This is a genomic window from Wenyingzhuangia sp. IMCC45574, assembly GCF_054182685.1.
Map to the genome: position 1 here is coordinate 2,950,619 of NZ_CM135169.1, position 22,241 is coordinate 2,972,859.

General features: G+C 33.1%; 20 protein-coding genes. 9 read left to right on the plus strand and 11 right to left on the minus strand.

Features of this window, described 5'->3' with window-relative positions:
• Window positions 1-96: 96 nt before the first annotated feature.
• Both ACXHHC_RS12560 and ACXHHC_RS12565 read left to right on the plus strand, forming a co-directional pair.
• Window positions 97-699, plus strand: coding sequence for a hypothetical protein (locus tag ACXHHC_RS12560; protein WP_458226726.1), 603 nt, complete (start codon window positions 97-99; stop codon window positions 697-699).
• Between the two features lie 155 nt (window positions 700-854).
• Window positions 855-1,880, plus strand: a complete 1,026-nt coding sequence (locus ACXHHC_RS12565; RefSeq protein ID WP_458226727.1) for a hypothetical protein — start codon at window positions 855-857, stop codon at window positions 1,878-1,880.
• A gap of 81 nt (window positions 1,881-1,961) precedes the next feature.
• On the opposite strand, the gene ACXHHC_RS12570 is transcribed toward ACXHHC_RS12565, so the two are convergent.
• The 10 genes from ACXHHC_RS12570 to miaB form a co-directional block, all read right to left on the minus strand.
• Entirely contained in the window at window positions 1,962-2,690 is a 729-nt protein-coding gene (locus ACXHHC_RS12570) for a hypothetical protein (RefSeq protein ID WP_458226728.1), read from the minus strand.
• 55 nt (window positions 2,691-2,745) lie between these two features.
• Window positions 2,746-3,321, minus strand: coding sequence for a Crp/Fnr family transcriptional regulator (locus tag ACXHHC_RS12575; protein WP_458226729.1), 576 nt, complete (start codon window positions 3,319-3,321; stop codon window positions 2,746-2,748).
• A 112-nt stretch (window positions 3,322-3,433) separates the two neighbouring features.
• Window positions 3,434-5,071: a chaperonin GroEL gene (groL, locus tag ACXHHC_RS12580; protein WP_458226730.1), complete on the minus strand. Its 1,638-nt coding sequence runs from the start codon at window positions 5,069-5,071 to the stop codon at window positions 3,434-3,436.
• Window positions 5,072-5,116: 45 nt separating this feature from the next.
• Window positions 5,117-5,473, minus strand: coding sequence for a four helix bundle protein (locus ACXHHC_RS12585; protein ID WP_458226731.1), 357 nt, complete (start codon window positions 5,471-5,473; stop codon window positions 5,117-5,119).
• A 42-nt stretch (window positions 5,474-5,515) separates the two neighbouring features.
• Complete coding sequence (locus ACXHHC_RS12590; RefSeq protein WP_458226732.1) at window positions 5,516-5,791, minus strand: co-chaperone GroES; 276 nt, start codon at window positions 5,789-5,791, stop codon at window positions 5,516-5,518.
• A gap of 123 nt (window positions 5,792-5,914) precedes the next feature.
• Complete coding sequence (secG, locus tag ACXHHC_RS12595) at window positions 5,915-6,280, minus strand: preprotein translocase subunit SecG (RefSeq protein WP_458226733.1); 366 nt, start codon at window positions 6,278-6,280, stop codon at window positions 5,915-5,917.
• A complete protein-coding gene (locus ACXHHC_RS12600) occupies window positions 6,277-6,972 on the minus strand; it encodes a hypothetical protein (RefSeq protein ID WP_458226734.1) in 696 nt (231 codons plus the stop codon). Before ACXHHC_RS12600 ends, secG begins: the two co-directional genes overlap by 4 nt.
• Window positions 6,973-6,981: 9 nt before the next feature.
• Window positions 6,982-7,494, minus strand: a complete 513-nt coding sequence (locus ACXHHC_RS12605; RefSeq protein ID WP_458226735.1) for an LptE family protein — start codon at window positions 7,492-7,494, stop codon at window positions 6,982-6,984.
• 31 nt (window positions 7,495-7,525) lie between these two features.
• Window positions 7,526-8,758 carry a sigma 54-interacting transcriptional regulator gene (locus ACXHHC_RS12610; RefSeq protein ID WP_458226736.1) on the minus strand — a complete coding sequence of 411 codons (1,233 nt, stop codon included), beginning with the start codon at window positions 8,756-8,758 and terminating at the stop codon, window positions 7,526-7,528.
• A gap of 106 nt (window positions 8,759-8,864) precedes the next feature.
• The gene (miaB, locus tag ACXHHC_RS12615; RefSeq protein ID WP_458226737.1) at window positions 8,865-10,313 is read right to left on the minus strand and encodes a tRNA (N6-isopentenyl adenosine(37)-C2)-methylthiotransferase MiaB; all 1,449 of its coding nucleotides are present in this window, start codon (window positions 10,311-10,313) and stop codon (window positions 8,865-8,867) included.
• Between the two features lie 174 nt (window positions 10,314-10,487).
• On the opposite strand from miaB, the gene topA reads away from it, so the two are divergent.
• The 7 genes from topA (at window position 10,488) to ACXHHC_RS12650 (ending at window position 20,691) form a co-directional block, all read left to right on the plus strand.
• Complete coding sequence (topA, locus tag ACXHHC_RS12620) at window positions 10,488-12,998, plus strand: type I DNA topoisomerase (protein ID WP_458226738.1); 2,511 nt, start codon at window positions 10,488-10,490, stop codon at window positions 12,996-12,998.
• A 6-nt stretch (window positions 12,999-13,004) separates the two neighbouring features.
• On the plus strand, window positions 13,005-14,162 hold the full coding sequence (locus ACXHHC_RS12625) for a formimidoylglutamase (RefSeq protein WP_458226739.1): 1,158 nt from the start codon (window positions 13,005-13,007) through the stop codon (window positions 14,160-14,162).
• Between the two features lie 121 nt (window positions 14,163-14,283).
• Window positions 14,284-15,648, plus strand: a complete 1,365-nt coding sequence (gene porK, locus ACXHHC_RS12630; RefSeq protein WP_458226740.1) for a T9SS ring complex lipoprotein PorK/GldK — start codon at window positions 14,284-14,286, stop codon at window positions 15,646-15,648.
• A 27-nt stretch (window positions 15,649-15,675) separates the two neighbouring features.
• Window positions 15,676-16,344 carry a type IX secretion system motor protein PorL/GldL gene (gene porL / locus ACXHHC_RS12635; protein ID WP_458226741.1) on the plus strand — a complete coding sequence of 223 codons (669 nt, stop codon included), beginning with the start codon at window positions 15,676-15,678 and terminating at the stop codon, window positions 16,342-16,344.
• A 36-nt stretch (window positions 16,345-16,380) separates the two neighbouring features.
• A complete protein-coding gene (gene porM, locus ACXHHC_RS12640; RefSeq protein WP_458226742.1) occupies window positions 16,381-17,925 on the plus strand; it encodes a type IX secretion system motor protein PorM/GldM in 1,545 nt (514 codons plus the stop codon).
• 6 nt (window positions 17,926-17,931) lie between these two features.
• Window positions 17,932-18,828, plus strand: coding sequence for a type IX secretion system ring subunit PorN/GldN (gene porN, locus ACXHHC_RS12645; protein WP_458226743.1), 897 nt, complete (start codon window positions 17,932-17,934; stop codon window positions 18,826-18,828).
• 87 nt (window positions 18,829-18,915) lie between these two features.
• Window positions 18,916-20,691 (plus strand): lysophospholipid acyltransferase family protein, encoded by a 1,776-nt coding sequence (locus ACXHHC_RS12650; protein ID WP_458226744.1) that lies wholly within the window; start codon window positions 18,916-18,918, stop codon window positions 20,689-20,691.
• Here ACXHHC_RS12650 and ACXHHC_RS12655 read toward each other — a convergent pair.
• Window positions 20,688-22,223, minus strand: coding sequence for a GH3 auxin-responsive promoter family protein (locus ACXHHC_RS12655; RefSeq protein WP_458226745.1), 1,536 nt, complete (start codon window positions 22,221-22,223; stop codon window positions 20,688-20,690). The genes ACXHHC_RS12650 and ACXHHC_RS12655 overlap by 4 nt on opposite strands.
• Between the last annotated feature and the right edge of the window lie 18 nt (window positions 22,224-22,241).

Here is a 22,241-nt window from a genome sequence, read left to right on the forward strand (position 1 = left end):
TGAACTATTTAGTTAACCGTTTTTGTACATATACAAAGCCTGTTACTTAATAGTAACAGGCTTTTTTTATCTTTAAAAGCAATAAATAATTTAATTATGAAGTTATTTTACTTTTTGTTTTTTTCTCTATTTATTTTAATAAGCTGTAAAGGTAAATCCCAAGCTAAAGAAACTTCAAAAGATAATAAATATGCAAATGTATTCAAGCCTTTAGATGGTACTTGGAAAGGAGAGTTTGTTATTTATGAGGATACAAGTCGAGTTCAAGTTTCTGGTATAGATTTAGAGCATATTTCAATACAAAACATTCGTAAGTCAAGCCTTGTAGAGGTCGGTCGTATTCAGGTAAAACAAGTATATACTTCAGAAAGCCCTTATTACCAAAAAGTAACTATTACAGACTATTACCCAAAAGAGAATAAAACAGAAATTAGTACTGGAGTTAATAAGGTTGAAGACGGTGAAATGTGGTGTGTTGTGAATAAACCCAATGAAAAAGTGGTGCATTTTGGGATAACAGAAGGTGAAAAAACTATTATTTGGAGGCGAAAAGAGCAAAATCCACAGAAAATTGAGTTTTTTAAAGAAAAAGTTAGTAAGAATACATATTCCATATTGGGCTATGGATATTATCAAGGCGATGATATTAAACTGACTCCTAGGTTATGGTTTTTCGGGGAATATAAAAGACAGGACTAGTTGCAATCAATTAGTTGTCTAGTTTGATGAATTGGTTGATTTTTAATGATGTAAGGTTTTTTGTTAGGTGGTTTTTAAACGTAAGACATATGTGTTGTTAATAGTTTGTCTTATTGGTTAATTTCATGAACAACTAACCTTTTTAAATTACCATTATGAAAATTAAGATGTTACTATTTACAATGTTACTTTCTTTAGCATTTGTAGATTGTAGTAAAAACAAAGAAGAAATTCCAGAGGAGACATGTACTGTAACTTGTGATACTGGTTTTGTTTTAAATGAAGAAACATGCGAGTGTGAAAAAGAACCATGTACCAAAACATGTGATGCAGGTTTTAGTTTAAACGAAGAAACTTGCGAGTGTGAAAAGGATGAGGAAATTGTATCTATTCCTGTGTGTGAAGGAGTAAAACAGCCAACTCCGCCTTTATTAAAAGATGATACTACAGGGAAAAATGATGAAAAATGTGCTGTCTTTGTAGAAGAAAATGGTTTACTAGTTATGGAGGCCGAAAACACACTTTCAGATTACAATGCAGATAGCAATAAGTGGATTTTTGATACCAAAGCAACTGAAGTTGTTGTGTCTGGTTTTGGAAATGAGAAGAATTGTAACATAGTTAGCAAGGAAATTACCGATCACCGAGGTCAAGGTTACCTAAGATTTAATGGGAATTGGTGGTCAGCGACTACAGCTCAAGAAAAAGCAGATTTCCAAAGAGACAATAGCTTAAAGTATACGTTTAAAGTTAAAAATTCAGGAGTATATAGATTGTATCTTAGAGCTATGAAGGCAATTCATCATGAGTGTAGAGGAGATGCTTATAACGATTGTTTTATTAAAATGGAAGGGGATTTTGAAGCAGGAGAAATTTATTCTGAAGCGACTTGTGTAAATACAAATAATTATATCCCACCAACTAAGGCAAATTTAACAGCATTTGAAAAACTTTTTGGAGGTTCAAATGAGAGATGGTCATTAGGAACAGTGATGGATGTGAATCATAAAAAGAAATGGCCTTTGTATAAATTAAAAGCTGGTGAAACTTATGTGTTAACAATTTCAGGAAGATCTAGAAATTATTTTATAGATAGAATTATGATGGTTGATGTACACAAATATAATTGGGGAGAGTTTACAAACTACTTGAATAATGCTACTCAGAATTCATGTGAGTAAAAAAAACAAAACCATCAGTCATTAGGCTGATGGTTTTGTAATACATAGACTAGTTTTATAGTAAATAGAGAGATACTCAAATTAGGCTATATTGTATTCTCTTAATTTTTTAAATATTAATATATGTAAGAATACAATGGTAGCAGGAGCAAAAGCCGGGATCCAAGAAAAAGGAAAAGCTCCAAACTCTAATACGTCTCCACTGTTACCTTCCATGGCTTGTTTTGTTAATATAACGGCTGTCCCCATCACAGAAAAGATATCGAGTAATCCAAACACTCCCCATACATAGGCTAAGGTTTTTGCATTTTTGGTTTTTCTTTTAAGCATAAATGCAACAGGAAATGCAAATATGGCTGTTATAATATCTCCATAACCTCCTACATAGGCAAAATCTTTTGGCAGAGCATTGTAGTAATAGAGTATAAAAAAGAAAATACCTACAAATCTAAAAGTATGAATCAGAACCAATTGTTCTACTTTTATTTTTTCCATTATTGATTTAAACCATTTCTTTTTTTGCAGAAAGAATAGATAAAAAATAAAAAGGGGCCATGCTGTTACTAATAAAATTCTAGGGGGAAGCGTATTTACGCTAAAGAAACCAGAAATCCCGAGAAGAGCTGATATTGTAAAATAGAGACTGAAAAAAATTAAAATGTTTTTTTTAATCTTTTGATACTCTTTTATTTTAGAATTCTGATAGGTAGATCTAATCGCTTTTAAAATTAAATAGAATGGAATGGTGGAGAATAAAAGAATGAATAATAGGTTTACCCAAATAGGCACTTGTGTAATAAATAAATCCATAATTGTATTGTAATTTTTTACAAAGATGGGGTGTATGGAAAAAGTATGAATTGCTCTATGGCAATTCTTGCAATTCTTTTCTAATTCTACTCAAAGAATATTTGGTAATGCCCAAATAGGATGCAATAATGTTTAATGGGACTTGCTGAATAATTTCGGGATATTTCTCTTTTAAGTTCACATATCTTTCCAAAGCAGTTTCTTTGTGGAGAGATATCATTTTTTGGTTGATATGAACATAGTTAAGCGTTAAAAGCATTCGTCCCCATTCTCTAAATTCAGGAATATTGTGGAAGCAGTACTGTACATTTTCAAAGTTGATGCTGTATAGTTTACAATCTGTAAGCAGTTCGTAATTTTCTTTGCTAGGTATTTGGTCAAAAAAAGAAAGATAGTCGTTTAAAAAGTCCGGAGCGCTATAGAAACGCGTTGTAACCTCGTCTCCGTTTAGGTCTATAATATAACAGCGTATAATTCCAGATTCAATAAAGTAAGATTTCTTACTGGTTTTACCTTCTTGAATTAAAAGACTTCCTTTTGTTAAGTTTTCTTCTTTAAAGTAGGTGTTAATCAGTGCTGCCTTATCATCAGACATTTCTTTAATACTTTGAAGGTATCTTTTAAGATTCATTGCTGTTTGCTAGTTGGTGTTTATAAAAATAAGAAAAGCCTAGAGGTTTTTAAATCTCTAGGCTTTCTATTTTTTAATTGTTGATAAACGTCTCAACAAGTTATTTTACATCTTACATCATTCCTGGCATACCTCCGTGGTGGTGATCGTGTCCACCTCCAGCAGCTTCTGGCTCAGGTAAATCAGTTAATGTACAAGCAGTAGTTAAAATCATACCAGAAACAGATGCAGCGTTTTCTAAAGCTACACGAGTTACTTTTGTAGGGTCAATAATTCCTGCTTTGAACATTTCTACATATTCATCAGTTTTAGCATTGTATCCAAAGTCTCCTTCTCCATCAATTACTTTAGCAACTACAACAGAACCTTCTCCTCCTGCGTTGTTTACAATTTGTCTTAATGGTTCTTCTATAGCTCTATTTACAATAGCAACTCCTGTTTTTTCATCAGCGTTTTCTACTTCTAAGCTAGCTAAAGCCGCTTTAGCTCTAACCAAGGCAACACCTCCACCGGCAACAATACCTTCTTCTACAGCAGCTCTTGTAGCGTGTAAAGCATCGTCTACACGGTCTTTCTTTTCTTTCATCTCTACTTCAGAAGCAGCACCAACGTATAATACAGCAACACCTCCAGCTAACTTAGCCAAACGCTCTTGTAATTTTTCTTTATCGTATTCAGATGTAGTAGTTTCAATCTGAGCTTTGATTTGATTTACTCTAGCAGCAATTGTTTCTACAGATCCTGCACCGTTAACAACAGTTGTGTTGTCTTTGTCTATAGTTACAGTTTCTGCAGTTCCTAAGTTCTCTACAGTAGTGTTTTCTAATGTTAATCCTGTCTCTTCAGAAATAACAGCACCACCTGTTAAGATTGCAATGTCTTCTAACATAGCTTTACGTCTGTCTCCAAATCCTGGTGCTTTAACAGCAGCAATTTTTAAAGCTCCTCTTAACTTGTTCATTACTAAAGTAGCCAATGCTTCACCATCAACATCTTCTGCAACAATTAATAATGGTTTACCGCTCTGAGAAATTGGTTCTAAAATTGGTAATAACTCTTTTAAGTTAGAGATTTTCTTGTCGTATAATAAAATATAAGGATTCTCTAACTCTACTAACATTTTTTCAGAGTTAGTAACAAAGTAAGGAGATAAGTATCCTCTATCAAACTGCATTCCTTCTACAACATCTACATATGTTTCAGTTCCTTTAGCTTCTTCTACAGTAATTACACCTTCTTTACCAACTTTTCCAAAAGCTTCTGCAATTAAATCTCCAATAGTATTGTCGTTATTGGCAGAAATTGCTGCTACTTGTTGAATTTTATCAGAATCAGATCCAACAACTTCAGATTGTTTAGCCAAACCAGTAACAATAGATGTTACGGCCTTATCAATTCCTTTTTTTAAGTCCAATGGATTGGCTCCAGCAGCAACGTTTTTTAATCCTTCTGTAACTATAGCTTGTGCCAATACGGTTGCAGTTGTAGTTCCATCTCCAGCTAAATCGTTTGTTTTAGAAGCTACTTCTTTTACCATTTGAGCTCCCATGTTTTCTAAAGCATTAGGAAGTTCAATTTCTTTAGCTACAGTAACACCATCTTTAGTAATGTGTGGTCCTCCAAAAGCTTTGCTAATTACTACGTTACGACCTTTAGGTCCTAAAGTTACTTTAACTGCATTTGCTAATGCATCTACTCCACGTTTTAATCCGTCACGTGCTTCAATATCAAAAGTGATTTCTTTTGCCATTTCTGTTAGTTTTTAGCTATAAGCTATATGCGCTAGGCTATAGGCTTATTGCGTTTTTAATTTTTGTTTTAAATTGTAGGTTTTTCTCTTGATTAAATTGATTTTATCAATTAATCGTTGACTATTTTCTTTAGAAAGATAGTCTAAGTCTTTAGAGAGAATTAATAAGTATTCAACTTCAGATGCTGAGCCTAATGCTATAGTTAAAAATCTTGAAAATTCGCTGTCACTATCTCGTCCACAGCCTTCAGCTATATTCGTTGGAATAGAAACGGCAGCTCTTGTGATTTGAGAGATAATTCCAAATTTTTCATCAGTGGGAAATGAATCAACAGTGTTGTAAACTTCTAAAGTAAACTCATGACTTATTTTCCAAACATCATATTTTTTAAAATCTCTCATAGCGCATAGGGCTTAAAGCATTTAGCTTACAGCAAGCGAAGCTTAAATAATCGCGAAAATATCGCTCTCTCTCATAATTAAATAATCTGTTCCTTCGTAAGCTAACTCAGTTCCAGCGTATTTACCGTATAATACAGTATCTCCAACCTTTACAGTCATTGGGTTTTCACTTGTTCCATTTCCTACAGCTACTACAGTACCTTTTAAAGGTTTTTCTTTTGCTGAATCTGGAATAATTAATCCCGAAGCAGTAGTTGTTTCAGCTGGAGTAGGTTCCACCAATACTCTATCAGCTAATGGTTTTATATTAATACTCATAATGTATATTGTTTTAATGAATTTATTAATTACGTTGTAGATTTAATCGAAAAGTATGCCAATAAAAAAAATGTCACCATGAATGACATGATGACATTTTTAAGATATTCTTAAAAAAAAGAACTATTCTTCTTTAGTTTCTTTTTCTTCTGTAGGCTTGTTGATTAAATCCTCAATATTGTCAGTTGCTTCAGAAGCTGCTGGAACCTCTCTTTGCTCAATAGTTTCTTGTAAGTCTGATTTAGAAGCACTGTCTCTAGGAATTGTTAAACTAGACAATAAGATTAATGCTAATAAAGAGATTGCTAATGTCCAAGTTGCTTTGTCTAAGAACTTGTTAGTGCTTTGTACACCTCCAATAGTATTACCTGCACCTCCTGCAATAGCAGATGATAGACCTCCTCCTTTAGGGTTTTGTACTAAAACAATTAATATTAGTAATACAGCTACTAACATAATTACTGCTAGCATGATGTTAAATGTTGTCATGATTTATTTTTTTGTAGAATTTCGATTCTTAATATTTGGTCTGCAAAGAAAGTACTTTTTTCTGGATATTTCAAGCTTAAAATTTTATAGGCCTGAATTGCATCTGCGTATTTCTTTTGTGCGGTATATACCTTGGCTAAGGTCTCTGTCATTAACTGATCAGAATTGTCTTCTATACTTTTTTCTACAGAAGAATTTTTTGTTAAATTTTTCTTTAATGGAGAAATTTTTGGGTTGTTCTGTAAGAACTGATCTATGGTGTTAAGTTTTGTTTGTAATGGTGCGTTTTTTTCTTCTCTAACAATTGGTTTTAAGTGTTTAATCTTTAGCCATTCATTAAAGCTATGCTTTTCGGAGTTGTTAAATTCAAGTGGTTTTTCTATTTCTTTAATAATGTTAGTTACAGAAATAGGATTGCTATTGTTGGTTGCAACCGCTGTGGTTTCTTTTACAACTGTTTTATTTTTTTCTAGCTGATTTATGTAATTGAATAAAACTTCTCTATTTATAGTATGAGCGGCAACATTCTTTAAAGTGTTGTTGTATTTAAAGTGTTCTGAGTCTCTGTATTTTTTTAATAACAATGATTTTGCAAATTGAAAATAAGGGTATGCTTCAGTGACATGTTCAACGTCGCTGATGCTAATACTTTTAAAATTCCCAGTTTTTATTATTTCCTTAAAATTCTGCATTTGTGTTTTTTACCAACCTCCAACAGAGGCATTGAATATGTTTTGGTTAATTCTTTCGAATATTTCTTCGTAAGCAGGTTCTAGTTTATCTCCCTCTAATATTATATCCGCAGGGTAATCGTAAAAGTGACTGAATCTTTGTTCGAAGTTTTTGGTTTCGTCAGTTTTGTTATAGTAACGAACGTTTATTTCAATAGTCAATCTGTTTTGAGCAGCTGTTTGTTGGGCTGTTGCAGTCATTGGAGTAATTGTATATCTAGTAATCTCTCCTTCAAATTGTAAATCACCATCGGTTTTAACTAAGTCTAAGTTGGTTTGCGATAAGAAAAAATCTTGCAAATTAATGGTGAATTCTTGACTTAACGTAGGTTCTACTAATTGCGCGTTGTTGTTAAAAAAATCTATCTGAATAGTCTTTGCATCTCCAACTGATCCTCCCGTAAAACTGTAACTAACTTTACAGCTAATTGCAATTAAGGACAGTATTGCTAAAATTGAACCGAATAAGATGTTCTTTGTCATGCTTGTAATGAGGTTTAACAACAAATATAATTTATAAGTTGTATTGTTTTATTTTTCTGTACAAAGTTCGTTCCGATATTCCTAGTTCCTTTGCCGCTAGTTTTCTTTTATTGTTATTACGTTCCAAAGATTTTTTAATCATTTCTATTTCTTTGTCATGTAATGATAAGTTTTCATCTTCTTCAACCGTTTCTGCATAAGAGAAATCGTCTTCTATATCTTCTTCGTCAATATGTGTTTCCGTAGGGAAAGGCATAAGACTCGGTGTTTTTTCTATAGGAGGACTTAAAGCTCTTGTTGGTGGGGCTACATATTCTTCTAGCTTTCTATCCGAAGGTTTATTTTGCATTAAATTTAATGTAACCTGCTTTAAGTCGTTCAATTCAGATCTTAATTCGTAGATCATTTTTAGAAGATTAGATTTTTCCTCTTCATTAAAACTGTCAGAATCATCTACCAATATAGGGAGTGAAGAACTGCTTAGGTTGGGTAAGTAGTTTCTTAATACTTCTGGAGTAATATTTCTGTTTTCTTCTATTACAGAAACCTGTTCTGCTATATTTCTTAGTTGACGAATATTTCCAGGAAAGTGATAGCGAATTAATAAATCTATAGCTTCATCGTTTAAACGAACAGTTGGCATTTTATACTTCTGAGCAAAATCAGAGGCAAACTTTCTAAATAGTAAGTGTATATCGGTATTTCTATTTCTTAACGGAGGCAATTCAATCTCAACCGTACTTAACCTGTAATATAAGTCTTCTCTAAATTTTCCTTTTTTAATTGCTTCTACCATTTTAACATTGGTGGCCGCAACAATTCTAACGTTGGTTTTTTGAACATCAGAAGAACCAACTTTTATAAACTCACCGTTTTCCAATACACGCAACAAACGTACTTGTGTGGTCAATGGTAGTTCACCTACTTCATCTAAAAAAATAGTTCCACCATCTGCTACTTCAAAATATCCTTTTCTGGTGCTCGTTGCTCCTGTAAAAGCTCCTTTTTCGTGTCCAAATAATTCACTATCAATAGTTCCTTCCGGAATGGCACCACAGTTAACGGCTATATAGTTGTTGTGTTTTCTATGTGATAGTTGGTGAATAATTTTAGGAATACTCTCTTTACCCACTCCACTTTCTCCAACTACTAATACAGAAATATCTGTAGGAGCAACTCGCGTTGTTTTCTCAATAGATCTGTTTAGTTGGGTATCGTTACCAATAATTCCAAAACGTTGTTTTATAACTTGAACTGATTCCATAGTTTTTTAATTGATAAGAGTAAATGCTGAATAATTATTAATAGTAAACTTTAATACGTTTTGTTAGCTATTTTTTTGGCAATAGCTAACAATTCATCATCGATGCTTATTTAACTACTTCTCCCAATAATGTTGCCGAAGTACAATCGGTAATTTTGACAGACACAAAATCTCCCACTTGTTCTTCTCCCTTAGGGAAAACAACAGCGTAGTTTTGCGAATTTCTAGCCATCCAATGTTGATCAGATTTCTTTGAGTTTCCTTCAATTAAAACTTCTACAGTTTTACCAACATAGTGCTGTGTGTTTTTTAAACTCAGTCCACGTTGTAGTTCAATTACTTCAGACAAACGTCTTTTTTTAATGTCGTTAGGAACATCGTCTGGGAATTTTTTAGCGGCTAAAGTTCCAGGTCTTTCAGAATAAGCAAACATGAATCCGTAATCGTAGTTTACATATTCCATTAACGAAAGAGTGTCTTTGTGTTCTTCTTCAGTTTCTCCACAGAAACCAATAATCATATCTTGAGAAATAGCACAGTCTGGTAACATGGTTCTAATAGTATCTATTAATTGCATGTACTCTTCACGAGTGTGCTGACGGTTCATTCTTTCTAATACAGTAGTGCTTCCAGATTGAACCGGTAAATGTAAGTATCTACAAATATTCGTGTGTTTAACCATTGCGTGTAGAACTTCAATATCCATATCCTGAGGATTGTTTGTGAAAAAACGTACCCACATATCAGGAAAAGTACTGGCTACCATTTTTAATAAGTCAGCAAAACCAACAGCAGTTGCTTTGGCAATTTCACTTGCTTTATCAAAATCTTTCTTTAATCCACCACCATACCATAGGTAGCTATCTACGTTTTGCCCTAGTAAGGTAATTTCTTTATATCCTTTAGCTTGTAAGTCTTTAATTTCAGAAATAATACTTTGCGGATCTCTACTTCGTTCTCTACCACGTGTAAAAGGGACTACACAAAATGTACACATATTATCGCAACCACGAGTAATGGTAACAAAAGCAGATACACCATTAGAATTTAAACGAACAGGAGAAACATCTGCATAGGTCTCTTCTTTAGATAAAAGCACGTTTACAGCATTTCTACCTTCGTTAACTTCTCCTAATAAATTAGGTAAATCTCTATAAGCATCTGGACCTACAACTAAGTCTACAATTTTTTCTTCATCTAAAAACTTAGATTTTAAACGCTCTGCCATACACCCCAAAACACCAACTTTCATGGCTGGGTTTGTTTTTTTAACAGCATTGTATTTTTGAAGACGTTTACGAATGGTTTGTTCCGCTTTTTCACGAATAGAACAAGTGTTAACCATTACTAAGTCAGCTTCATCTAATTTAGTAGTGGTATTATAGCCTTGTTCTGATAGGATAGAAGCTACAATTTCACTGTCGTTCATATTCATTTGACAACCGTAGCTTTCAATGTATAATTTTTTGTTGTTACCTTCTTTATATTCAGTAGATAAAGGGTGTCCTTGCTTGTTTGCATCTATCACCTTTTCTTGATCTGTAACTCTACTCATTTTTCTGATTTTATAGGAAGGCAAATTTACAATAAAATATCAGATATTATGACAGTTTGTCATAATATATTAGAGTTAATAAAACCTTAAAAGTATAAATATGAGTGCCGGTTTTAATTTTTCTCCCTACTTTTGTCGCAAAATACACTACTTTAACTAAGGAAAAAGAGGTATATGGCAAGTAATCTTGTAATAGTTGAGTCGCCTGCAAAGGCAAAGACAATAGAGAAGTTTTTAGGAAAAGATTTTCAAGTAGAATCCAGTTTTGGGCATATCGCAGATTTGCCTTCTAATGGGTTGGGAATTGATGTGGATGGCGATTTTACACCAACCTATCTGGTTTCCGACGATAAAAAATCGGTTGTTAAAAAATTAAAAACTTTAGCAAACAAAGCCGAAACGGTTTGGTTGGCAAGTGATGAGGACCGTGAAGGGGAAGCAATTGCTTGGCATTTAAAAGAGCAGCTAAAGTTAAAAGAAGAGAAAACAAAACGAATTGTATTTCACGAGATTACCAAAAAGGCTATTTTAAAAGCTGTTGAAAATCCTAGAAATATAAATTACGATTTAGTAGATGCCCAACAGGCCAGACGTGTTTTAGATAGAATTGTAGGTTATGAACTATCTCCTGTATTATGGAGAAAAGTAAAAGCCGGTTTATCTGCAGGTAGGGTTCAGTCGGTTGCAGTTCGTTTAATTGTAGAAAGAGAGCGTAGTATTTTAGAATTTAAATCTGAAGCTAGTTATAAAGTAGTTGCAGAATTTTTAAGTGCTGAAGGAAAAAAGTTTAAAGCAAGCATATCAAAAGCTTTTGCAACTAGAGAAGAAGCAGAACAGTTTTTGAATGAGTGTGTTGGAGCTGAGTTTAAAATTGCTGATTTGACTAAAAAACCAGCCAAAAAATCACCAACAGCACCTTTTACTACATCAACATTACAGCAGGAAGCTGCTAGAAAGTTAGGGTTCTCGGTTTCTAAAACAATGACGGTTGCACAGCGTTTGTACGAGGCAGGGATCATTACTTATATGAGAACAGATAGTGTAAACCTTTCTGTTGAAGCAAAAGAAGCAGCTGCCGAGGAAATTACTTCTTATTACGGAGCTGAGTACAGCACGCCAAGAGATTATAATACCAAGTCTAAAGGAGCGCAAGAAGCACACGAGGCTATTCGTCCTACAGACATGACTCGTCATCAAATAAATCAAGAATACGATCAAAATAGATTGTATGATTTGATATGGAAGAGAACGTTGGCATCTCAAATGAGTGATGCTCAGTTGGAACGTACCAATGTGAAAATTGAGAATGACAAGAACCAAAAGATTTTTACTGCAAACGGTGAAATGATTAAGTTCGAAGGTTTCCTAAAAGTATATTTAGAAGGTACCGATCATGAAGAGGAAGAGCAAGATGGAATGTTGCCGCGTTTAACTGTAGGGGATATTTTAAAGAATGAGTTGATTACAGCAACACAACGTTTTACAAAACCACCCTACAGATTTACAGAAGCTTCTTTAGTAAAGCAATTAGAAGAGTTAGGTATTGGTAGACCTTCTACGTATGCACCTACAATTTCAACCGTTTTAAGACGTGGCTATGTAGAAAAGGGAACTGTTGAAGGTGTTGAAAGAAAATACGAGCAGTTTGTTTTAAAAAATAATGAAGTAGCAGCAAAAACTTTAAGTGAAAAAGTAGGGTCTGATAAAGGGAAGCTAGTACCTACGGATATAGGAAATATTGTGAATGATTTCTTGGTTGCTCATTTTGATAAAATTCTAGATTTTGGTTTTACTGCTAAAGTAGAAGAACAATTTGATGAAATAGCAAGAGGGAATGAGGATTGGATTGGAATGATCAAAGATTTCTATTCAGGTTTCCATACAGAAGTAAAAGATGTTGCCGAAAATGCCGAAAGAGAGAGTGGAGAACGTATTTTAGGAACACATCCCGAGTCTGGTAAAACAGTGTTAGTTCGTTTAGGTAAATTTGGTCCTTTAGCTCAGATTGGAGGACCCGATGATGAAGAAAAGCAATTTGCTAGTTTATTAAAAGAACAGCATTTAGGTACAGTTACATTAGAAGATGTACTAGATTTATTTTTATTACCTAAAAATTTAGGAGACTATTTAGGTGAAGAGATGATTGTTTCTAATGGTCGTTTTGGTCCTTATGTAAAGTATGGTAAAATGTATGTGTCTCTGCCTAAAGAACAAGATCCAATGGCGGTAGATTACGATATTGCTGTGGAATTAGTAGAGGCAAAGAAAAAAGCGGATGCTCCTATTGCTGAGTTTGAAAATTTACCAGTGCAGAAAGGGGTAGGTCGTTTTGGACCTTATCTAAAGTGGAATGGTATGTTTATCAACGTAAACAAAAAGTACGATTTCGATAATTTATCAAATGAAGATATTGTTACTTTAATTGAAGAAAAGAAACAAAAGGAAATAGATAAAGTAGTTCATAACTGGGAAGAAGAGGGGATTAGAGTAGAAAAAGCACGTTGGGGAAGACACACAATTCTTAAAGGAAAGGTGAAAATTGAATTAGCTAAGACAATAGATGCACCTGCTTTAACGTTAGAAGAAGTAAAGGACATTATTGAAAAGAATGCTCCTAAGAAACCAGCGCGAAAAAAAGCAGCAGCTAAAAAGACCCCTGCAAAAAGAACTACTAAGAAAAAATAAGTAAATATGATTCAAGAATTTTTTACTCCTGTTTCTAAAGATATCCTTAGAAGTGGTATTGAAGGTGCAGATGTTCTTGAAAATTTTATAAGCATACATACACAAGAACAAGGCTTTCCTGAATTAAAAGAGAGAAGCCTTGTTTTTTTTGATGTTAGAGAGTCTAGAGGAGCTGTAGAAAATGAAGGAACAGGTATAGGGGCTGATGCTATTCGTAAACAGTTTTATAGTTTGTATCCAGGGAATTGGGATTTTTCTATTGTAGATTTAGGTTCTATTAAAGGAGGAGACCAATTAAAAGACACTTATTATGCTGTTAAAGAAACAGTATCTTTTTTGTTAAAAAAGGATATATTGCCAATTATTATTGGAGGAAGTCAAGACCTAATTTATGCAAATTATAGGGCCTATGATAAGCTAGACCAGGTTGTAAATTTAGCAGTTGCAAGTCCTAAATTTAATTTTGGTACAGAGTCAGAACATTTAAATTCTAACTCTTACCTAAGTAAAATTGTAGTAGATGAGCCTAATAATTTGTTCAATTATGCAAATTTAGGATATCAGACATTTTATAACTCAAAAGAAGAAATTGCGTTAATAGATCAGTTAAGTTTTGAAGCGCACAGAGTTGGAGTGTTAAAAGACATAACAATTGCAGAGCCTGTAATGAGAGATGCTGACATTGTAGCTGTAGATATGGGAGTTGTAAGAGCTAGTGAGGCACCGGCAAATCAAAATGCAAATCCTAATGGTTTGTATGGTGATGAAATTTGTGCTTTGTGTAGATATGCAGGAATTAGTGATAAATTGACTTCTTTTGGAATATATGAATTCAACCCATTGTTTGATGTAAATAATCAAACAAGCAAGTTGATTTCACAAATGATTTGGTATTTTGTAGAAGGTTTTTCATTAAGAACGAAAGACTATCCATACGGGTCTAAAGAAAGTTATTATAAATATTTAGTGCCATTTGAAGATCAGGTAATTTCTTTTTATCAAAGTGATAAAAGCATGAGATGGTGGATGGAGATTGAGATAAATGTACAGGATAAGTATAAAAGACATATCTTAGTTCCTTGTTCTCATGAGGATTATTTAAATGCTACGGAACAGAAAATGCCAGAACGTTGGTACAACGTTTATAAGAAAATGAATATATAATTCAGTTTTAAGATTGAGTTAAGACTGTATTTATGGTCTAAAAGAACTATTGTAGAGTTAGATTTTTTTTCTAAGTTTACAACGAATTCTACTAATCAATAGAAGAAACAACCAAAACAATATGAAGAAATTACTTTTCTTGTTAGCAATTGCAACATCCTTAGTGAGTTGTAGTAAGTTTAGTGACAGGGGAGAACTTGTTGGAGCTAGATCTAAATCATGGTTTGCAGAAAGACCTTATGGGATGGTTTTGATTCCTGGAGGTACTTTTACTATGGGTAAAACCGAAGAAAATAGATGGGAAGCGTATAGAGCATCGCCAAAAAGTGTGTCTGTAAAAGAATTTTTTATGGATGATACAGAGGTTACCAATGCCGAATACAAAGAATTCGTTTATTGGGTTAGAGATTCTGTTGTAAGAACAGAATTGGCACGTTTTGCCGAAACATCTACTTTAGCAACTGCTGGAGGTAGAAAGGCATCTATTGCAGACTATAAATACTTAGATTTAAGTATTGATGTAAACTCTGATAAGATTACACCTTACCAAAAGTTTATGTTGGATACTTACGGTTCAATAAGTCAAAACCACTTAGGAACATCTCCTTTAAATTGGGAAGTTGATATTGTATGGGAACAAGACGAATACCCAGATGAAGCATATGCTGAGGTAATGGATAGAATTTATTTACCTAGTGAAGATGTTGGTGAAAAAAGAGTTGTAGATACCGAATTGTTAAGATATTCTTATTTACCAACTCCTAAGACTAAAAGCAAAACGCCAGGAAAAAAGGCGATTGTACCTGTAGAATTCAATATTTATCCAGATACAACAGTTTGGGCTAGAGACTTTGAGTATTCTCACAACGATGTAATGGTAAGCAATTATTTTTGGCATTCAGCGTTTGAAGAGTATCCTGTAGTTGGAGTAAGCTGGAATCAAGCAAAAGCTTTCTGTAATTGGAGAACAAAAAAGAAAAATGATTATTTAAGAGCAAGTGAATCAGGTATTCAAGCACCAGAGTTTAGATTGCCTACAGAAGCTGAATGGGAATTTGCAGCAAGAGGTGGTTTGCAAAATGGGAAGTACCCTTGGGGAGGGCCATATGTTACCGATAAATCTGGTTATTACTTGGCCAATTTTAAACCTAAAAGAAATGATTTTGGAGCAGATGGTTTTATATATACTGTAGAAGCTAGATCTTTCCAATCTAATGATTATGGTTTGTTTAACATGGCCGGAAATGTTTCTGAATGGACTTCTAATGCTTATAATATGTCTGGAGCTTATATTACTTCTTCATTAAATGTAAATGTAGATGATCCAGCAAATAAAAGAAAGATTGTAAGAGGAGGTTCTTGGAAAGATATTGCATACTTTTTAGAAGTAAGTACACAAGATTATGAATATGCAGACTCTGCTAAAAGTTATATTGGTTTTAGAACAGTACAAGACTATTTAGGAGATATTAGAACAGAGAAATAACAAAAAACAAATAATAAAAAAAAAGATATGTTTCATTCAAAAGGATTTAAAAAGTTTATGGCGATGGCCTACGGAATTGGAGGGGCTGTAGTAATTATTGGTGCATTATTTAAAATATTACATTTACCAGGTGCTGATTTTATGTTAAAGTTAGGTTTAGGAACAGAAGCTTTTATATTTTTTATTTCTTCTTTCGAACCTTTGCCGCAAGAAGAATTAGATTGGACATTAGTATATCCTGAATTATCTGGAGGGCAATCAGTTTCTAAAAAATCTAAAAAAGAAACTCCAGAAGGGCTTTTAACTAAGAAAATAGACGATATGTTAGCTGCCGCTAAATTAGATGCAGGTGTGGTTACTAAGTTAACTACAAGTATGAATAATTTATCGAGTGCTGCTAAACAGATAGGCGATAGCTCAGGAGCAGTTGCAGATACAAATAAATATAATAAGGAGATAACTTCTGCTGCCAATCATTTAGAAAAGATTAATGCAATGTATGCTACTCAAGAAGAGAGTATGTCTAAAGTGCAAAAGTCTCAAATGCAAGTTTTAGAAAATCAATCTAAGTTAGTAAACTCTGTTTCTCAAAAATCTGAAGAGTTAACAAAACAAATGGAAAGCCTTTCTAAGAACATATCTTCTTTAAATACTGTTTATGGAGGAATGTTAACTGCAATGGGAGGGAAAAAATAAGAACTGCTGTATAAACTTTACAAAAACAATTAATTTATGGCAGGAGGAAAATTAAGCCCAAGGCAGAAAATGATTAACCTTATGTATTTGGTGTTAATGGCAATGTTAGCATTAAATGTTTCAGCAGAGGTTATGGATGCTTTCTTGAATATGTTCAATATGACCGAGAAAGCGATTGAACAAGGTGAAAATAAAAATAGTGCTGCATTATCAAACTTACAAAGGTTTAGTGTTGAAAACCCAGCTCAATATAAAGAGACTTATGAAACAGGTTTAAAAGTTAAAGTACTAACTGAGGAGTTGATTAGTGAACTTAAAACTGTTAAAAAAGTTATTACGGATGCAAATCCATTAGATCCAGAAACAGGAGAATTACCTGCTTCTAAGATGGATAAAGGGGATTTGTTAGATGAATATTTCTTTAAAGGAGAGGGGAATAATGAAAATGCTCAGCGTTTTATAAAAGCCGTGGACAAGTATAGAAATGGAATGATTAACTTGATTGGTGAGAATGTAACAATCAAGGAGGAAGTTGAAGTTAACTTTGGAACTGAACCGATCAATAATAAGCCATGGTTAATACATAAGTTTTATAAATTACCAGTTATAGGGTCACTAGCAGTTTTATCTAGTTTGGAAAGTACAGCGTTAAATATTGAAAGTGAGACATTAACAGCTTTTTTATCAGGAAGATTACAGGAGGCTGCTTCTGCAACTCAATTGCAAGCTTTTGTTAAGTTAGACAAAAATACGTATAGCCCAGGAAGCGAAGTAAAAGCTGAAATTTTCTTGGCAAGTAAAGATGATTCTAAAGTACCTAACAAAGTTGAAGTTAATGGTAGATCAATTGATTTAAAAAAGAACTTTAAAGGTGGTAAGGTACAGTATAGTTTTAGAGCTGGTAACGTAGGAGATAGACCTATTGTAGGTAAGTTTATTTTTAAAGAGAACGGTAAAGATGTTCCTGTAGAAATCAAAAGTAACTATTCTGTAGTAGCGGCATCTAACCAAGCAATTGTTTCTGCAGATAAGATGAATGTAGTTTATAGAGGATTAGAGAATCCTATTACGATTACTATTCCGGGAATTAGCCCAACAAAGGTAAAAGCAACGGCTCCTGGTTTATCTCAAAAAAGCGGAACTAGTTACATCTTAAAGCCAAGAACCGGTAAAACAGTTGCTATCAATGTAATTGGAGAGGCAGATAATGGAGAAAAAGTAAAGTCTCCACCAGTTTCATTTAGAATTAAAGACATTCCTCAGGCAATGGCAAGTATCAGAAAACAATATGGTACATTAAAAATGCCTAAAGCAAGTTTAGCTAAATCTACTGTAGAAGCAGGTTTACCAGATTTTGTTTTCGATTTGACATTGAAGGTACAAAGTTTTAAAGTAAAGGTTCCTGGAAAAACTACTGTAGTAGTTAGAGGAAATAGAATGAATGCTCAGGCTCAGAAAGCAATTGGAGCTGCCAGAAGAGGTGATATTGTTACTATCTTTGGTATGCGAGCAAACATCGTTGGTAATTCTTCTTATAAGTTAAAAGAAGTATTACCTATTAGTGTAGAAATTACTAATTAATATATTATGAAGAAACATAAAATAGTTAGTACGTTTTTGTTAGTTATAACAACTACTATTGGTTTTTCACAGTCATTCAATTTGTTAAATGCAAAAAAAGCATCTCAAATTGGCGTAAAATCTAAAGAGCGTATAGAAGTAGATAATGATCGACCTTTGCCATATGCATATGTAGATGATAGAGATATATTGTGGTCTAAAGTGGTTTGGGAAACAATAGATTTATATCAAAAGAAAAACTTTCCATTATACTATCCAGTGAATGATGAGTTGTTAACTAGTAAATCTTTATATACTACTTTATTAAAAAGTATTAGAGAAAAAAAGATTACTGAAGTATACGAAGATTCACAATTTGTTAACAAACTACCAATTTCTGAAATAGAAAAGAAATTAGTAAGGGTAGATACTGCTAGCTATGGTTATGATTTATTAAATGAAGATCCTACTGCAGATATTAGTGAGTTTGTAGATAAAAACTACATTACTGCACAAGATATTCAATCTTATCAAATTAAAGGGATTTGGTATTTTAATAAACTTTCTGCAGAAATGAGTTACCGTTTGTTAGCCATTGCTCCAATGGCACCAGATGTTCAGACTATAGGTAGAGATGACGTTAAAGACGACTCTGTATACCCGTTGTTTTGGATATTTTATCCAGATGCTAGAGAGATTTTACACAACTCTTATCCTATAAAAAGTGGTTTCTCTGCACATAGTGCTTCTTATGACATTATTTTAAACACAAGAGATTTTTCTTCTGTTATTATCAAAGAGGAAAATATGTTTGGAAATAGAGCCATTAAAGAATACAGAGCAGAATCTTTATTTCAGTTAAGAGAAGCTGAAAAGATCAAAGGAGAAATCAGAAATTTAGAGTCTGATATGTGGACCTATTAGATTACAATTTTTTAATATATTTATAAAAAAAACTTTCAGTACTGCTGAAAGTTTTTTTTTATTCTTGTAAGCTATGAATTTTAGAGTATGTCGTTAGTTAGTGCAAAGGACTTTGCGGTTTTATTAAAAATAGATAAGATTCCTGTATTAGGTCTGTTAATAGGGAAGCTTATTTTGTTTTTAACAAAGCTGAATAAAGTAAATAAGATATTTAATCGTCATAAGGATAAATCCCCAATGGGATTTTTAAGTGGTGTTTTAGATTCGTATCAAATTAAATATCATATTTCAGAAGCCGATTTAGCAAAAATACCAAAGGATGGTGCTTTTGTAACAATATCAAATCATCCGTTGGGTGGAATTGATGGATGTATTTTGTTAAAGGCGGTTTTAGAACAACGTGAGGACTATAAAATTATAGCGAATTTTTTATTGCAAAAGCTAACACCTATTAAAGACTACATTATGCCTGTAAATCCTTTTGAGGATAGAAAGGATGCAAAATCTAGTGTTGCTGGTTTAATAAATGCTCTTAAACACATAAAACAAGGGATGCCACTTGGAGTTTTTCCTGCTGGAGAAGTTTCTACAACCAAAGAACGTAATATCTATGTAGACAGGGAGTGGGAGGATGGAGCGATAAGATTGATCCAAAAAGCAAATGTTCCTGTTGTTCCAATCTATTTTCATGCAAAGAATAGCAAGTGGTTTTATAGATTGTCTAAAGTAAGTGATGTTTTAAGAACACTTAAATTACCATCTGAGCTTAGTAATAAAAGAAGGAAAGTTATACATATTAAAATTGGAAGCCCTATCAAGCCAAATGAAATTGAAAAGATAGAGGGATTAGAAAATTTGAAAGCTTTTTTAAGAGGGAAGACCTATCTGTTGTCTAAGCCTTTTTTAAGAAAGAAAAAACAAATCAAGCAATATAAGAAGCGATTAAAAAAGAGAGCGAAAGAAATAGCATCTCCTAAAAACCAAGTTGATATTTGTAAAGAGATTGCAGGTATAAGGAATGATAAAAAGAGATTGTTTGTTTCTAATGAATACGAAGTTTTTTTAACCAAGTCTAATGCTATTCCAAACCTGATGCAAGAAATAGGTAGGCTTAGAGAGATTACTTTTAGATTGATTGGTGAAGGAACTAATAAGAAGTCTGATACGGATGAATTTGACGAGTATTACCATCATTTGATTTTGTGGAATAAGGAAGAAGAAAGGTTTGTTGGAGCGTATAGAATGGGATTAGGAGAAGAAATATTTAAACGAAACGGATTTAAGAGTTTCTACGTTTCAACGTTTTTTAATTTTTCTCCAAAAATGGATTCAAAATTGAGTCAAACTATAGAAATGGGGAGGGCCTTTATAGTGCCAGAATACCAACAAAAGCCAATGCCATTGTTTTTATTATGGAGAGGTATAGCTGCTGTAACAATTAAGTATCCTCAATACAAATATTTAATGGGAGGTGCTACTATAAGCAATCTTTTTACAGGATATTCTAAGTCTATGTTAATGGAGTTTTTAAGGCTTTATTACAATAATAAGGAGATTGAGTCTTTGGTTACTTCTAAAACTCCTTACAAGGTAGATTTAACAGCTAGAGAAAGGCATTATTTAGAGAACTTTATTAAGGGTGATGTTAAAAAATTAGATCGATTGATAAAAGAAGTAGAGGGAGATAAACTTAGGCTGCCTGTATTAATTAAGCAGTATATAAAGCAAAATGCAGAATTTGTTGCGTACAATGTAGATCATGATTTTAACGATGCTATAGATGCTCTTATTTTTATGGCGATTGAAGACATACCGCAAAGCACTATAGAACCAATATTAAAAGATGTGATTATTGAAAATTAGATGGTATTTTTACTTGTTGCCGAAATACTAGCTTTTATTTCGTCCATAAAAGTTCTATCGTTGTAGAGTCTTGGTACTTTGTGTTGACCACCAAGTTTGTTTTTACTTTTAAGCCAGTTGTGAAATTGATTTTCTTTTGCAATAGTAACGGTTGGCAGATCCAATGTCATGTTATTATAGCGTTTTGCTTCGTAATCTGAATTTATATTTTGCAACGCTTTATCTAACGTTAGTGTAAATTTATCAATAGATTTAGGTTCCTGCTCAAATTCAATCAGCCATTCATGTCCTCCTTTTTTATTTTCTTCCATAAAAATGGGAGCAGCAGTGTATTCTTTAATAAGAGCATTGGTTTCTTTACAGGCGATCTTTAGGGCTTGAGCCGCATTTTCTATGATCAATTCTTCTCCAAAAGCATTTATAAAATGTTTGGTTCTTCCTGTAATTTTTATTCTATGAGGTTCAAGAGATGTAAATTTTATAGTATCTCCAATTATGTATCTCCACAAACCAGCATTTGTAGTAATAACGATAGCGTAGTTTTTGTCCAATTCTACATCTGCTAAAGAAATAGTTTTAGAATTAACACTAGCATACTCTTCCATAGGAATGAATTCGTAAAAGATTCCATAGTCTAACATTAATAACATTTCATTAGCGTTATTCTCGTCTTGAATGGCAAAGAAACCCTCTGAAGCGTTATAGGTTTCGTAGTATTTAAATGTTGTTGAAGGGATTAGTTTTTTATATTGTTCTCTGTAGGGAGAGAAATTAACTCCCCCATGAAAGTAGACTTCTAAATTTGGCCAGACTTCCAATATGTTGTTTTTCCCTGTGCGCTCTAGAATTCTTTCCAGCAAAACCAACATCCAAGAAGGAACACCAGCCAAACTTGTTATGTTTTGATCAATTGTTTCTTCTATAATAGCATCCATTTTAGATTCCCATTCAGACATTAATGCGGTCTCTTGTTTAGGAGCACTATTCATATCTGCCCATAAAGGAAGGTTTTCTATTATAATAGCAGATAAATCACCAAAATAAGCATCGTTGTCTTCATACACAGCACTACTTCCTCCGAGTCTTAAATTTTTTCCAGTAAATAGTTTTGCATTTTCATTGTTGTTAAAAAATAGGGTTAACATGTCTTTCCCTCCTTTAAAATGACAAAGTTTAATGGCATCTTCACTTACAGGTATAAATTTACTTTTAGAATTGGTAGTACCGCTAGATTTTGCATACCATTTAATTTTATTAGGCCACAAAATACTCTCTCCAGTGGTTCTTTGTTCTTGTATAAACGGGCTTAAAGCTTCGTAATTAACTAAAGGAACAAGTGTTGAAAATTCTTGGTAGTTTTTTATTTTTTTGAATTCATACTTTTTTCCATAAGTAGTTTTGTTTGCCGTTTTTAGGAGCTTTAATAACTGCTCGTTCTGAACTTCTACAGGGTATTTTAAAAAAAGCTCTATTTGATGTTTTCTCTTTTTAAGAAACCAAGAAAGTATAGAGTTTATAAGAGGCAATGTCATAAATTAAAATACTTATTG